This is a genomic window from Acidimicrobiales bacterium (assembly GCA_035546775.1).
Lineage (GTDB): Bacteria > Actinomycetota > Acidimicrobiia > Acidimicrobiales > JACCXE01 > JACCXE01.
The window spans coordinates 1-14,284 of sequence record DASZWD010000051.1 but is presented as its reverse complement, the minus strand read 5'-3'; the positions used below and the strand labels follow the sequence as shown (position 1 = coordinate 14,284).

Below are 14,284 nucleotides of genomic sequence, written 5' to 3'. Positions count from 1 at the left end.
AGACCTGACGCGCCCAGTTCGTTTTTGGGGGCGGGTTCAGGCCGAGGCGTGGGGGCGCGCCCAGAAGTAGCCGCCGCTGCGGCGGTGGCGCACGATGGAGCCGGGCGCCATTTCCCGGGCACGCCAGTAGTGCGTGACGAGGCTGCGCCGGGTGCGCGCCGCGTCGTTGATGCGACCGCCGCCGTGGTACAGCTGCTCGTGCCAGATGAACACGTCGCCCTCACGGGCGATGAAGGACTCCTCGCGCAGCCCGTAGTCGCGCAACGCCGCTTCGATGTAGTGGGTCGCCTGGTCGAGCTCGACATTGTCTCGGACCAAGGTCGTTCCGGCGCCGTTGCGCCACGCCGCGATGCGTTGTGAGCCGGGGTAGTACCGCAGCGGGCCGGCATCTGCGTGCGCGTCCTCGAGCGCGATCCACGTCGCCGTCATGCCGCCCGGTGTTTGGCCCGGCATGTAATAGGTGTCGAAGTGCAACGGCTGTGTGCTGCCGCGCTCGAACAGGAGCGAATTACAGATGACCGGCGCGTCGTCGAGGAGCTGGCCCAGGATCGCGGCGAGGCGTGGGTGCAGCGACAGGTCGCGCACCCACGGGCGCTCCAGGTACGCGTCGTTGAGCTTGTACACGCGTTCGCGCGCGCTGTCAGGTGTTGTGGCGAACCGCACGCGCTCGCTGGCGCCGGTGGTGCCGTCCTCGCCGAGTTCGTCGAAGACGTCGATGACCAGCGGAGTAGCCGCGCGCTGGGCCCACAGCTCGTCGAGCCCTTCGCGCGCGGCGCGCATGTCGTCGGCCGAGAAGAACGCGGGCAACACGAGGTAGCCCTGCTCGTGAAAGCTGGCCCACTGCTCGGGCGTGAGTGCGTACCGGCGCCGGTTGACCGCCGACGTGGCGCGGGTGAGCGCGTTGCCGAGCGATGCGCCGAGCCGCGCCACTAGCAGGCCCCCGGCTCGATCGTCTGGTCCGGCGTCTGTGCCTGGTTGCCGTGGTCGTCGACGGCCGTCACCCAGTACGTGATCGGCTGCCCCTCGGGCGCCAGCTGCGCTCTGTAGCCGTCAGCGGACGGCGCCACGTCGACCTGGTGCTCGGTGGTGTCGCGCCAGTGCAACACGACGCTGGTGATCTCGCCTTCGTCCACGACGTGCACGTCGACCTCGCAACCCTGGGCGGTGGCGTCGAGATCGGGCGCGTGCTCGATCGTCCAGGGGATGTCGCGTGACATGGCGCCGCCGCGCGAGGTGGTGACGGTAAGGGTGGCGTCGACCGCACCCTCAGGGGCGGTGTCGAGGGCGCGCACGGTAAGCAGCGCCGCATCGTGCGCCGGGATGCGCCCGGTGCGCGGCGTCACCGCCGCCCACTCCGCCGAGGTGGCGGCGCGGTAGCTCACCGGCGTATCGCTCGGGTTGCGCAGGTGGACGCGGGCCACGGCACCGTTGATTTCGGGTTCGCCGAGGGCGAGAGCGTTCCTCGCGGGGATCTTTGTCAGCGCGTTCACCGGGTTCGACTCGTCACGGCGCACGATCACGACGACGGCGGTCGCGACCACCGCGGCCACAACCGCCGCGACACCGGCGGCCAGCAACAGGCGTGGGGCACGCCGGGGCGCCGCGTTGGTGCTGAACAGTGGCGGGGGCGGCGCGGCCGGCCGTCGGCGCCGGCTCGTATGGCCGACGTCGCGCACGGCGTCGGGAACGTCGACCGCGCCGCCGCTGAAGAACGCACGCACCGGTGACATCGCCCGCAAGCGATCACCGCAGGCGGTGTCGTCCTGCGCGTGGGCGTAGACGGCGGACGCCACCGCGAGCAGGTCGGCGACCGTCTCCGGGCTGGCGTCGCTCAAAATGCGCGCCAGTTCCTCGCACTCACCGGCTCCGCTGAAGGCGAGCAGGGCCGGGTCGAGCGTTCGCTCCCACTGCTCGGCTATCTCGTTGCATTTGTCGGCCGCGGCGGTGGGCCGCATGCCCAGAGCCTCTCCGAGCTCGGCGAGGTCGCCGGCCGTGCGGGTGCGCAGGTCGAGGGCGGCGCGTTCTTCGGGCGGTCGGGTCGAAGCGAGCGTGGCGGCGAGCGCCGGCAGGTCGAGCACGACGGTCTGGAGGTTGTCGATGTCGACCGGTTCCTCCTCGGCGGCGCGGGCCACCGCCTGGAAGCGGGCGTGGGCGAGGACCAACTCCCGAGCCCGCCCGGCGCGACGCAGCGCCGTTTCCGCAACGTCGGCGGCCACGTCGGGGTCGCCCAACATCGCCAGGGCATGGCCGAAAGCCAGCTCGGCCGGATCCGCCGCCATCGCCGGCGCAGGCTAGTGGACGGCCCGTTTGCAGGGGATTTCCGCTTCCCTTATCATTGTCCGCTGGCTTTGCGCGCCCCTCGGGGTCGCTAGCCGTCCGCAAGCAGTTCAACCCCAAGAGGTTTGTGTGCCCACCATCGCGCAGCTGGTCCGCAAGGGCCGGGAATCCAACAAGTCCAAGACCAAGTCGCCGGCCCTGAAGGGGTCGCCGCAGCGTCGCGGCGTGTGCACGAAGGTGTCGACCACCACGCCCAAGAAGCCGAACTCGGCCCTCCGCAAGATCGCCCGCGTGCGACTCACCAGCGGCGTCGAGATCACGGCCTACATCCCCGGCGAAGGCCACAACCTCCAGGAGCACTCGATCGTGCTCGTGCGCGGCGGTCGCGTGCGCGACCTGCCGGGCGTGCGGTACAAGGTCATCCGCGGCGCGCTCGACGCGTCCGGCGTCAAGGACCGTAAGCAGGCGCGCAGCCGCTACGGCGTGAAGCGAGAGAAGTAACCAATGCCGCGCAAGGGCCCGCCCTCCGTCCGTGAACTCACCCCGGATCCGATCTACCACTCGACCCTGGTCACCCAGCTCGTCAACAAGGTGCTGTCGCGAGGCAAGCGCTCGGTGGCCGAGCGCATCGTGTACGACGCACTGAAGCAGATCGAAGAGAAGACCGGCACCGAGCCGATCGCCACCCTCAAGCGGGCGCTGGAGAACACCAAGCCGCAGCTCGAGGTCAAGAGCCGCCGCGTGGGTGGCGCCACCTATCAGGTGCCGATGGAAGTCCGCCGCGAGCGTCAGACGACTCTCGCCATTCGCTGGCTCGTCGGCTTCTCGCGGGCGCGCCGCGAGCGCACGATGACCGAGCGGCTGGCGCTCGAGCTGATGGATGCCGCCAATGGCGTGGGGGCGTCGGTCAAGCGCCGTGAAGACCTGCAGAAGATGGCGGAGTCGAACCGCGCCTACGCCCACTACCGCTGGTAGCAGGGCCCGCCAAGATTCATTGAGCGGGCCACGAGAGTGGCCCGCTTTTCATGTCCCCCCGCTCGCTTAAAGAGATAGTCACTGAGAACGAACAATGCCGACGCGTGAACACCCACTAGCGAAGACCCGCAACATCGGGATCATGGCCCACATCGACGCGGGCAAGACCACGACGACCGAGCGGATCCTCTATTACACCGGCAAGAACTACAAGATCGGTGAGGTCCACGAGGGCGCCGCCACCATGGACTGGATGGTCCAGGAGCAGGAGCGCGGGATCACCATCACGTCGGCGGCAACCACGTGTATCTGGAACGACACGCTGATCAACATCATCGACACGCCGGGCCACGTCGACTTCACCATCGAGGTCGAGCGCTCGCTGCGCGTCCTCGACGGCGCGGTCGCGGTGTTCGACTCCGTCGCCGGTGTCGAGCCCCAGACCGAGACGGTGTGGCGCCAGGCCAACAAGTACGGCGTGCCGCGCATGTGCTTCGTCAACAAGATGGACCGCATCGGCGCCGACTTCTACCGGACCGTCGACATGATCAAGTCGCGTCTCGACGCCGTGCCCGCTGTCATCCAGCTGCCCATCGGCGCCGAATCGAATTACAAGGGCCACATCGACCTCGTCGAGATGAAGGCCGTCGTGTGGGACGAGAACTCGGACAAGGGCGAGAAGTACGACATCGTCGACATCCCGGCCGACATGGTCGACGACGCCGAGACATACCGGCACGAACTCATCGACGTGTTGTCGAACTTCGACGACGTGCTCACCGAGAAGTACCTCAACGAAGAAGAGATCTCGACCGCGGACATCAAGCGCGCCCTGCGCACCGCCACCCTCGCCAACGAGGCCGTGCCGGTGCTGTGCGGCACCGCGTTCAAGAACAAGGGCGTGCAGTCGATGCTCGACGCCGTCGTCGACTTCCTGCCCTCGCCGCTCGACATCCCGCCGGCCAAGGGCACGAACATGAAGGGCGATCAGGAGATCGAGCGCCCGGCCGACGACAACGCACCGTTCTCGGGCCTGGCGTTCAAGATCATGACCGACCCGCACATGGGCAAGCTCACCTACATCCGGGTGTACTCGGGCACGCTCAACAAGGGCGACTCCGTCCTCAACTCCACGAAGGACAAGAAGGAGCGCGTCGGGCGCATCCTCCAGATGCACGCCAACCACCGCGAGGACCGCGACGCGGCGTTCGCCGGCGACATCGTCGCCGTGGTCGGCATGAAGCAGACGACCACCGGTAACACGCTGTGCGACGAGAAGAACGTCGTCGTGCTCGAGTCCCTCGACTTCCCCGAGCCCGTCATCCACGTCGCCGTCGAGCCCAAGACCAAGGTCGACCAGGACAAGATGGGCAAGGCGCTCCAGGCCCTCGCCGAGGAAGACCCGACGTTCCAGGTCCACTCCGACGAAGAGACCGGCCAGACGATCATCGGCGGCATGGGCGAGTTGCACCTCGAGGTGCTCGTCGACCGCATGCTGCGTGAGTTCAAGGTCGAAGCCAACGTCGGCAAGCCGCAGGTCGCCTACCGCGAGACGATTACCGAGACGGTCGAGAAGGTCGAAGTGCGCTACGTGCGTCAGACCGGCGGTAAGGGTCAGTACGGCCACGTCGTCATCACCCTGGAGCCCACCGGCCCCGGCGGTGGTTACGAGTTCGTCGACAAGATCACCGGCGGTGTCATCCCGCGTGAATACATCCCGTCGGTCGACGCCGGCATCCAGGAGGCACTCAACACCGGTGTGCTCGCCGGCTACACCACCGTCGACGTGCGCGCCACGCTGACGTTCGGCTCGTACCACGACGTCGACTCGTCGGAAATGGCGTTCAAGATCGCCGGTTCGATGGCGTTCAAGGAAGCGGCCCGCAAGGCCAAGCCGGTGCTGCTCGAGCCGATCTTCGCCGTCGAAGTCGTCACGCCCGACGAATACATGGGCGACGTCATCGGCGACCTCAACTCGCGGCGCGGCCGCGTGGAGGGCACCGAGCAGCGCGGCAACAGCGTCGTCGTGAAGGCGCAGGTGCCGCTGGCGCAGATGTTCGGGTACGTTACGGACCTGCGGTCGAAGACCCAGGGACGTGCCAGCTCGACGATGCAGTTCCACTCGTACCAGCAGGTCCCGCAGAGCATCGCCACCGAAATCATCGCCCGCGTACGCGGCGAGTAACCTTCAACGGCCTCAGCGGCCCGGATTTAGAAGCACCAACCACCACCAACAAAGAGGAATCGCCACAATGGCTAAGGAAAAGTTCGAGCGCACAAAGCCTCACCTCAACATCGGCACCATGGGTCACGTCGACCATGGCAAGACGACGCTGACGGCGGCGATTTCGAAGACCCTGTCGGAGCGCTACCCCGAGGGGAACAAGCAGACCTGGGACTTCGACCAGATCGACAAGGCGCCCGAAGAGAAGGCGCGCGGCATCACGATCAACATTGCGCACATCGAGTACCAGACGCCCAACCGTCACTACGCGCACGTCGACATGCCGGGCCACGCCGACTACATCAAGAACATGATCACGGGCGCCGCCCAGGTCGACGGGGCCATCCTCGTGGTGTCCGCCGCCGACGGCCCGATGGCCCAGACGCGTGAGCACGTGCTGCTCGCCCGCCAGGTCGGCGTGCCCTACATCATCGTGGCGCTGAACAAGTCGGACATGGTGGACGACGAAGAGCTCCTCGACCTCGTCGAGCTCGAAGTGCGCGAGCTCCTTTCGGAGTACGAGTTCCCGGGCGACGACACCCCGATCATCCGCGTGTCGGGCCTCAAGGCGCTCGAGGGCGACGCCGCATGGCAGGACAAGATCATGGAGCTCATGGATGCGGTCGACACCTACATCCCCGAGCCGCAGCGTGACCTCGACAAGCCGTTCCTGATGCCGATCGAAGACGTGTTCACGATCACGGGTCGTGGCACCGTGGTGACCGGCAAGGTCGAGCAGGGCGCCATCCACACCGGCGACGAAGTCGAGATCGTCGGTCTGCGCGAGACGCAGAAGACGACCTGCACCGGTGTCGAGATGTTCCGCAAGATCCTCGACGAGGGCCACGCCGGCGACAACATCGGCGCGCTCCTCCGCGGCACGAAGAAGGAAGAAGTCGAGCGCGGCCAGGTTCTCTGCAAGCCGGGTTCGATCACGCCCCACACCGAGTTCGAAGCGCAGATCTACGTGCTGTCGAAGGAAGAAGGCGGCCGTCACAGCCCGTTCTTCAACAACTACCGCCCGCAGTTCTTCTTCCGCACGACCGACGTGACCGGTTCCATCCAGCTGCCCGAGGGCACCGAGATGGTCATGCCCGGCGACAACACCAACATCAAGGTGGAGCTCGGCAAGCCGATCGCCATGGAAGAGGGTCTTCGTCTCGCCATCCGTGAAGGCGGTCGTACCGTTGCGTCCGGCCGCGTCACCAAGATCATCAAGTAGCTGATCGTGGCTCAGAAGATTCGCATCCGGCTGAAGGCGTATGACCACGAGGTCATCGACCAGTCGACCAAGAAGATCGTCGAGACGGTGCTGCGCACGCAGGCTGTCGTGCGCGGTCCGGTGCCGCTCCCCACGGAGAAGCACCGCTTCACGGTGATCCGCTCGCCGCACAAGTACAAGGACAGCCGCGAGCACTTCGAGATGCGGATCCACAAGCGCCTGCTCGACATCGTCGAGCACTCGCCCAAGACGGTCGACTCGTTGCAGCGACTCGAGCTTCCGGCCGGCGTCGAGGTCGAGATCAAGATCCAGACGGCGTAGCCGTCGCCGGACTGCAAGAAGCCCCGGTCGAAAGGCCGGGGCTTCTTCGCGTCTTCAGACGAGCAGACGGTCGAGAAACGCGTTGCTGAAGGTGCGTCGCGGGTCGAGTTCGTTCAGGCGAGCGACCGCCCAGTCCCAGTTCGCGTCGGTCGGGCGACCGCGGCGGAAGCTGTCGGGGATCAGGCGGTTGAGCACCGTCGGGTCGGCGTGGGCCGCGGTATTGGTGAACGCATACGACTTCGACCACTCCGTGCGGGCCGTCGCGTAGTCGCCGGTGAAGTTGGCATAGGCCCACTGCTCGAGGTCGCGGGCGAACTCGAACGCGCCCGGCGTGCCGGGCAACCACAGGCAGTTGATCCAGATGACGGTGTCCCACTCGGGGTGATCGAGGCGCGGTGTGCAACTCGACAGCACGGGGGCCTCGGCCCCGGCCACGCCGATCGCCGCCGGGTCGTCGACGCCGCTGCAGCGGATCTCGATGGGCAAGTTGGCGGGGAAAAGCCCGCGGCGGTGGAACGCGGCGACGAGGGCGTGCCAGCGGGTGACGTACTCGTGCACGACCCGCTGCACGTTGGCGCGACTGGTCAGGACCATGCCGGCCATGTCGGCGGCGCGAATCGACGTTGCCCGGATGTAGTGCTGCGTGTGAGGCGCTGGGCCCCATAGGTCGCGGGCGTCGCAGGCGTCGAGACCGGCGACGGATGCCGCGGCTGCGGTCTTGCAGAACCGCAGGGCCGCCTGAGGTTCGCCGGTCACCGCCCGCTTGGCGAGATTGGCGAGGCTGTTCGGGATGTGATCGCTGAACGGATAGTTGTACGCGTGGCCGACGGCGCGTGCCGAGCGGGGCTTCTTAGGGGCCACGTGCCAGCACTTCGTCCACGGCGTCGTGGTGAAGGGAAACCAGATGACCTCGACCCGCCCGTACTCGTCGCTGAGCGCGGCGAACGTGCGCTTGCCCGCCGCCAGTGCCGGTGGAGCGAACAGTTCGTCACCGTCGATGTCGGTGAAGCTCAGGCACCGCAGGTTGGTCGCCGGTTCGGCGCGCAGCGTGACCGACGTGATGAAGGTGCGGCCGAGGCTCGTCAGCAGCGCCTTGGTGATCGGTTCGGAGCGGTCGAACCGCCGTAGCTCGAAGGTGTCGCGGCCTTCGTTCCACACGACGGCAGTGAGCGACAGGACGCGGTTCGACATGGACCCGAACGAGAAGCCGTGCGTGTTCTCACCGTGTGCGGGGATGGCGGCGCCGTGGCCGTTGATGGCGAGGACCCCGCCGAGCGTGACGTCGCCCGGCGCTGGGATCGAGGCGAGTCCGAGGCCGTGGGCTTGCAACCGCTCCATCACGTCGTCCATGAACACGCCGGTCTGCGCGTGGAAGGTAGCGGTGTGCGGATCGACGGTCATCGCCGTGAGGTGCTGGGTGATGTCGACGAGGATGACCTTGGCATCAGCCGATTGGCCGGGCACAACGGTGTAGGGCGCGAACCCGTGGCGGTTGCCGCGGGGCCGGACACGCCAGCCCCGGGCCGCCGCCCAATTGGCGATGGTCACCACGTCGCTTTCGGTCTTCGGCACGCACGTCCACACGCCACTGACCTCGATCTCCTCGGACCAGTTGACGTAGCGCTCGCGGTACAACTCGATGCCGGCGGGGAAGTCCGGCGGCGGCGCTCCCGCGCCGGCATCGCCGGCGGCCAGTGGCTGCAAGGGCCGCAGCGCGTGCGCGCCCAGTACAGCGCCGGCGCCCATGGCGCCCCGCAAGAACTCCCGCCGTGACACCTCGTGCACTTGTCGCCCCCCTTGGGCGAGGACCGTATGGTGCGCGTGGCCCTCGGCGCAGTGACAACTGTCACTCGGCGCGAGCGCGTTACGTTGCGCGGTCGTGTTGGTCGGTGTTGATACGGGCGGGACGTTCACCGACCTCGTGACGGCCGACGGCCTTGGTGTCAAGGTGCCGTCGACGCCGCACGATCCCGCGCGGGCCGTGGCCGACGCCGTAGGACGGGCGGGGCCCGTCGCGCGGCTTCACCACGGCACAACAGTGGCGACGAACGCGCTGCTCGAACGCCGCGGGGCGACGGTGGCGTTGGTCACGACGGAAGGTCATGAGGACGTGCTCGAGATCGCGCGCCAGGATCGCCCGTCGCTCTACGACAACTTCGCTGACCGTCCCGAACCGCTGGTGCCGCGCCACTTGCGATTCGGTGTCGCCGGCCGTCTGGACGGGAGCGGTCATGAGTTGGTGCCGCTCGGCCGGCTCCCCGCGCTGCCGGCCGTCGACGCCGTCGCCGTGTGCCTGCTGCACGCCGACCTCAACGACGCCCACGAGCGCGGCGTAGCCGCTGCTTTGCGCGCTCAGGGATTCGACGTGTCGGTGTCGTCGGCGGTCTCGCCCGAATTCCGGGAGTACGAGCGGGCGGTTACGACCACTCTGAATGCCTACCTGCGCCCCGTGTGCCGTGACTATCTGCACCGGCTCGCCGCGGTCGCCGACGAGGTCCTGGTGATGTCGTCGGCGGGCGGATTGCTCCCCGTCGATCGTGCGGCCGAACTGCCCGTCGGTCTGCTGCTGTCCGGGCCCGCGGGCGGCGTACTCGCCGCGGCCGCGATCGCGGCGGCCAACGGTGTGCCCGACTGCGTGACCTTCGACATGGGCGGCACGTCCACCGACGTCTGCCTCGTGCGCGGCGGCGTCCCCGAGCCGGCGCCTGGCCGCACCGTCGCCGGCTTCCCCGTGCGGCTCCCGTCGCTCGACGTCCACACGATCGGCGCCGGTGGCGGTTCGCTGGCGCGTATCGACGCCGGGGGCGCTTTGGCCGTCGGACCGCAGTCAGCGGGCGCCGTCCCGGGCCCCGTCTGTTACGGACGCGGCGGAACGCAGCCAACCGTGACCGACGCCGATCTCGCCCTCGGCCGGATCGCCGCCGATGCCGCGTTTCCGGGAGTCGGGGTGCTCGATCGCCCGGCCGCCGTAGCGGCGTGCGCCCGCGCCGGCGTCGAGGCCGCGGGAGTCGTCGCCGTTGCCGATGCGCTGATGACCGCCGCGATCCGCCAGGTCACAGTCGAGCGCGGCATCGACCCTCGTGCGCTGGCGCTTGTCGCCTTCGGCGGTGCCGGACCGCTGCACGCGTGCGCACTCGCTGACGCGCTCGGAATGCCCGCGGTGATCGTGCCGCCCCGCGCCGGCGTGCTGTCAGCCGCCGGCATCCTTGCCGCGCCGACGGCGCGCGAGTTGGTGCGTAGCTGGGCGACGCCGCCGTCTCTGGTTGGGCTCGACTCGTTTGCCGCCGCGTTGGCGCGCGACGCGAGTCGTCTTGTCAGTGGTGCCGCCGAGACCGAAGTCGCTTTCGACTGTCGCTACGCCGGCCAATCGCACGAACTGACGGTGCCCCGCGTCGACGCGTTCGAAGACGAACACCGCCGCGTCAACGGCCACGTCCGCGAAGGTCACGCAATCGAAGTGGTCGCGGTGCGGGCGCGGGCATCGCTCGCATCGCCCGTCGGCGTCCTTGACCTACCGCCGGTGGCCGATCGGCGCGGTGGCGTCGGCCCGCTGGTCATCGCGGAAGCGGACTGCACGGTCTGGGTTCCGTCGGGGTGGACCGCGTCTAGGGGTGCGGCGGGCGCGCTCCTGTTGCGGCGGACGTGATCGACCCTGCCTCGCTCGCGGTGCTGCTGGCGCGGCTGTCGGGCATTGCCGAGGAAGGCTTGGCGGTGCTGCGGCGCTCGGCGTCGAGTCCGAACATCAAAGAACGCGTCGACTGCTCGACGGCGCTCTTCAGCGCCGAGGCCGAGCTGGTGGCGCAGTCGGAGTCAATCCCGGTGCATCTCGGCTCGATGCCGGCGTCGGTGCTGGCGGTCGTGCGTGCCCTCGGTGCACTCGCGCCGGGCGAACAGGCGGTCGTCAACGACCCCTACGCCGGCGGGACCCACCTCAACGACGTCACGGTGGTCGCCCCGGTGCACCTCGGCGGTGCTCTCGTCGGGTGGGTCGCCAATCGCGCGCATCATGCCGACGTCGGCGGCACCGCCCCTGGGTCGATCCCGGCTGACGCCACGCACATCGACGAGGAAGGTATTCGCCTGGCGCCGACGCGGTTGACGCCCGAGGTGCGAGCCCGATTCATCGCCGCGTCGCGTACACCCGACGAACGCGCCGGCGACTTCGACGCGCAGGTCGGTTCCAACCGTGTGATGGCGCTGCGGCTCGCCGAGCTCGTCGCGGAGGGGGCGCCGCTCGACGAGGCGCTGGCATACGGGGAGCGGCGCATGCGGGCCGCGCTCGGCGCGCTGGCCGACGGGTCGTGGACCTTCACCGACGTCCTCGACTCGACGGGCGCTGGGCTGGCGCAGCGGGCGCCCGTGGCTATTCGACTGCGGGTCACGGTTGCGAGTGACGAGATCAGCTTCGACTTCACCGGCACGGACCCGCAGTCGCACGGCAACGTCAACGCGGTCGAGTCCGTCACCGTTTCGGCCGTCGCGTTCGCTCTGCGCGCGGCGTCCGATCCGACCATTCCGGCGAACGGCGGGGCGATGCGTCCGGTGCGGATCGTTGCGCCCCTCGGTTCGATCGTCGCGGCGCGGTATCCCGCGGCCGTCGGTGCCGGCAACGTGGAGGTGAGCCAGCGCGTCGCCGACGTGTGCCTTGGGGCGCTCGCCCAAGTGGTGCCGGATCGCGTCGGGGCCGCCAGTCAGGGCACGATGAACAACCTCCTGATCGGCGGTCACGGCTGGGTGTACTACGAGACGATCGGCGGCGGCCAGGGCGGACGACCGAACGGCGCGGCGGGCCAGTCAGGCATACACACCGCGATGACGAACACCCAGAACACGCCGGTCGAGGCGTTGGAGCGTTCATTCCCGCTGCGCGTGACGCGTAACCGACTGCGGCGCGGCTCGGGCGGCGCCGGCGTGGCGCGCGGCGGCGACGGTATCGAGCGTGATCTCGCCGTGCTCGAGGATTGCACCGCCACGCTGATCACCGAACGGCGTACGTCTCGGCCGTGGGGTCTCGCGGGCGGGGAGCCCGGTGCTGTCGGTGAGAACTGGTTGCTGCCGGGCGGGGACGAAGCGGCTGCGCGACGCCTGCCCGACAAGTGCACCGTCTCGCTTCGCGCTGGAGACGTGGTGCGCATGCTGACGCCCGGCGGTGGAGGGTGGGGCCGGGCCGTGGGCACGGATGCAGCAGGACGATGAACATCCGCCGCGTGGCCGCAGGCGACGGACCCGCCTGGCAGCGCGTGTTCGCCGCCGTCGCCGATGAGGATCGGTGGATCGGCGTCGAACCGCCGGCACCCGAGCGCGGCGAGCACGTGGAAGCGCGCTTCGTCGGCAGCGACGTCGACGTGATGTTGCTGGCCGAAGTCGACGGTGACGTTGTCGGTTGGATCAGCGGTGAAAGCAAGCCCGGCGGCGCGATCGAGTTGGGCATGGGCGTACGCGCCGGCTTCCGTGACCGCGGTATCGGCTCGGCGTTACTCGATGCGCTTCTCGGCTGGGCGGACGGCCACCGGGTCGTCCTGCGAGTTTTTCCGCATAACGAGCGCGCCCTGGCGTTATACGGCAAGTTCGGCTTTGTGCTGCTCGAGCACAAAGCCGGGGTGTGGCCGCGGCGCAACGGAGAGTTCTGGGACCTTCTGTTCATGGAGCGCCCGGCCGATAGGTAGCGGTCGTGCACACTGGTTCGATGGAGCAAGAGCGGGTCGGCCGCCGCCCGCTGCGGGCACGCCCGGTTGAAGTCGCGGTTTCGCTGCGCGGCCTCACCAAGTCCTACGGCCCGAAACGAGCGGTCAACGCCCTCGATCTCGACGTGCCCGCAGGTTCGTTCTTCGGGCTCGTCGGCCCCAACGGTGCGGGGAAGAGCACGACGCTGCGGATGGCGACGGGCCTCTTGCGCCCCGATGCCGGAACCGTGACCGTGTGCGACGTCGACGTGTGGGCCAATCCACTCGTCGCCAAGGCGCAGATCGGCGTGCTCACCGAAGACCTGCGCTTGTTCGACCGCCTGTCGGCCGAGGAATTGCTGAGCTACAACGGACTGCTGCGGTCGATGGACACCGACGTCATCAAGCAGCGCAGCGACGAACTGCTCGAGGTTCTCGGTCTCGAGCACGATCGTGGCAATTTCGTCATCGACTTCAGCCAGGGCATGCGCAAGAAGATCGCCCTCGCGTGCGCGCTCCTCCACGCGCCGAAAGTCCTGTTCCTCGACGAGCCATTCGAGTCGGTCGACCCGATCTCGTCACGCACAATCCGTACGGTGCTCGAGCACTACACCAGCAGTGGCGGAACCGTCGTGTTCAGCAGCCACGTGATGGAGACCGTCGAGCGTCTGTGCGATCACGTTGGAATCATCCATGCGGGACGGCTCGTGGCGGAGGGCCCGACGGCGCAGTTGCTCAACGGCCAGCGGCTCGAGGATGTGTTCTTTCGCGTTGTGGGCGCGAAGGCGGACGACGAGGCATCACTGTCGTGGCTTGGCACCTCGCGCGCCTGAAACTCGCGCTCATGCGCGGCGGTCTGCGTCGCGGTGGACGTGGCGCAACTGTCGCGTTGTCGATCACGCTCGTCGCCGCGGTACTCGTGTCGGGCACGCTCTCGCTGGCGTTGATGTCGATGCGCGCCATCTTCGTGCGCGATGCCTGTGACATCGCGGCGACGGTCTTCGCCTTCCTTGCCGTCGGGTGGGCTCTGGGTCCACTCCTGGCGTTGGCCTCTGACTCGACGATCGACATCGACCGCCTCTCCTCGTTTCCGCTGACGGGGCGGCAACTGATGCCGGGTTTGCTGCTGGCCGCGGTCATTGGCGTGGGTGGCGTGTTCAGCGTCATCGTGCTCGTCGGAGCGTTCGTCGGGATGTCGGGCTCGGGCGCGTCGGTGCTCGTCGCCCTCGTCGCCGTCGTGCTCGAACTCGTGCTGTGCCTCGCGCTCAGTCGCTGGGTGTCCACCGCCCTGTCCGTGGCGGCCGGCAAACGCCGCTGGCGTGACGTCGCGCTGTTCGTCGGCCCGGTGCTGGCACTGGGCATCAACCTTGCCGTACAGACGGCGAACCGCACCGTGTTCACCAACGACCCGAGGACGCACCAGCTGCATACCCATGCGCATGCGCTGTCCATCGCCCGCACCGTGGTGCGGTGGCTACCGACCGGTTGGTCCACGGTGGCGGTCCACGCGGCGCGCACCGGCAACTACGCCGTTGCGGCCCTTGGCTTGACCGCCACCGCGCTGGTCACGTTTGGCTTCGTCGCGTTGTGGTGGCGCGCCAT

At 68.5% G+C, this 14,284-nt stretch carries 13 protein-coding genes; 10 read left to right on the top strand and 3 right to left on the bottom strand.

Features of this window, described 5'->3' with window-relative positions; translation table 11 throughout:
• Positions 1 to 36: 36 nt before the first annotated feature.
• Together VHC63_12640 and VHC63_12635 are read right to left on the bottom strand one after the other, a co-directional pair.
• Positions 37 to 930, bottom strand: a complete 894-nt coding sequence (locus VHC63_12640) for a phytanoyl-CoA dioxygenase family protein (protein ID HVV37448.1) — start codon at positions 928 to 930, stop codon at positions 37 to 39.
• A complete protein-coding gene (locus tag VHC63_12635) occupies positions 930 to 2,279 on the bottom strand; it encodes a hypothetical protein (GenBank protein HVV37447.1) in 1,350 nt (449 codons plus the stop codon). The genes VHC63_12640 and VHC63_12635 overlap by 1 nt, the downstream gene beginning before the upstream one ends.
• Positions 2,280 to 2,406: 127 nt before the next feature.
• On the opposite strand from VHC63_12635, the gene rpsL reads away from it, so the two are divergent.
• From rpsL to rpsJ, 5 genes are all read left to right on the top strand, one after another.
• A complete protein-coding gene (gene rpsL, locus VHC63_12630) occupies positions 2,407 to 2,778 on the top strand; it encodes a 30S ribosomal protein S12 (protein HVV37446.1) in 372 nt (123 codons plus the stop codon).
• Between the two features lie 3 nt (positions 2,779 to 2,781).
• On the top strand, positions 2,782 to 3,252 hold the full coding sequence (gene rpsG / locus VHC63_12625; protein HVV37445.1) for a 30S ribosomal protein S7: 471 nt from the start codon (positions 2,782 to 2,784) through the stop codon (positions 3,250 to 3,252).
• A gap of 94 nt (positions 3,253 to 3,346) precedes the next feature.
• Positions 3,347 to 5,437, top strand: a complete 2,091-nt coding sequence (gene fusA / locus VHC63_12620; protein ID HVV37444.1) for an elongation factor G — start codon at positions 3,347 to 3,349, stop codon at positions 5,435 to 5,437.
• Positions 5,438 to 5,504: 67 nt separating this feature from the next.
• On the top strand, positions 5,505 to 6,698 hold the full coding sequence (tuf, locus tag VHC63_12615) for an elongation factor Tu (GenBank protein HVV37443.1): 1,194 nt from the start codon (positions 5,505 to 5,507) through the stop codon (positions 6,696 to 6,698).
• 3 nt (positions 6,699 to 6,701) lie between these two features.
• Positions 6,702 to 7,019, top strand: a complete 318-nt coding sequence (gene rpsJ, locus VHC63_12610; GenBank protein ID HVV37442.1) for a 30S ribosomal protein S10 — start codon at positions 6,702 to 6,704, stop codon at positions 7,017 to 7,019.
• Positions 7,020 to 7,073: 54 nt separating this feature from the next.
• On the opposite strand, the gene VHC63_12605 is transcribed toward rpsJ, so the two are convergent.
• Positions 7,074 to 8,804 carry a cholesterol oxidase substrate-binding domain-containing protein gene (locus VHC63_12605; protein ID HVV37441.1) on the bottom strand — a complete coding sequence of 577 codons (1,731 nt, stop codon included), beginning with the start codon at positions 8,802 to 8,804 and terminating at the stop codon, positions 7,074 to 7,076.
• Between the two features lie 94 nt (positions 8,805 to 8,898).
• On the opposite strand from VHC63_12605, the gene VHC63_12600 reads away from it, so the two are divergent.
• The 5 genes from VHC63_12600 to VHC63_12580 all read left to right on the top strand — a co-directional run.
• A complete protein-coding gene (locus VHC63_12600) occupies positions 8,899 to 10,665 on the top strand; it encodes a hydantoinase/oxoprolinase family protein (GenBank protein ID HVV37440.1) in 1,767 nt (588 codons plus the stop codon).
• The gene (locus VHC63_12595) at positions 10,662 to 12,215 is read left to right on the top strand and encodes a hydantoinase B/oxoprolinase family protein (protein HVV37439.1); all 1,554 of its coding nucleotides are present in this window, start codon (positions 10,662 to 10,664) and stop codon (positions 12,213 to 12,215) included. Before VHC63_12600 ends, VHC63_12595 begins: the two co-directional genes overlap by 4 nt.
• Positions 12,212 to 12,685: a GNAT family N-acetyltransferase gene (locus tag VHC63_12590; protein HVV37438.1), complete on the top strand. Its 474-nt coding sequence runs from the start codon at positions 12,212 to 12,214 to the stop codon at positions 12,683 to 12,685. The genes VHC63_12595 and VHC63_12590 overlap by 4 nt, the downstream gene beginning before the upstream one ends.
• Positions 12,686 to 12,705: 20 nt before the next feature.
• Positions 12,706 to 13,515 (top strand): ABC transporter ATP-binding protein, encoded by an 810-nt coding sequence (locus VHC63_12585; protein ID HVV37437.1) that lies wholly within the window; start codon positions 12,706 to 12,708, stop codon positions 13,513 to 13,515.
• Positions 13,491 to 14,284: hypothetical protein (locus VHC63_12580; protein ID HVV37436.1), on the top strand; the 794-nt coding region annotated here is incomplete at its 3' end. The genes VHC63_12585 and VHC63_12580, both read left to right, overlap by 25 nt.

Bases quoted from the DNA above. Each gene is read 5' to 3' on its own strand.
- VHC63_12635 (HVV37447.1), bottom strand. From the start codon at position 2,279: ATGGCGGCGGATCCGGCCGAGCTGGCTTTCGGCCATGCCCTGGCGATG.
- VHC63_12585 (HVV37437.1), top strand. From the start codon at position 12,706: ATGGAGCAAGAGCGGGTCGGCCGCCGCCCGCTGCGGGCACGCCCGGTT.
- fusA (HVV37444.1), top strand. From the start codon at position 3,347: ATGCCGACGCGTGAACACCCACTAGCGAAGACCCGCAACATCGGGATC.
- VHC63_12590 (HVV37438.1), top strand. From the start codon at position 12,212: ATGAACATCCGCCGCGTGGCCGCAGGCGACGGACCCGCCTGGCAGCGC.
- rpsG (HVV37445.1), top strand. From the start codon at position 2,782: ATGCCGCGCAAGGGCCCGCCCTCCGTCCGTGAACTCACCCCGGATCCG.
- tuf (HVV37443.1), top strand. From the start codon at position 5,505: ATGGCTAAGGAAAAGTTCGAGCGCACAAAGCCTCACCTCAACATCGGC.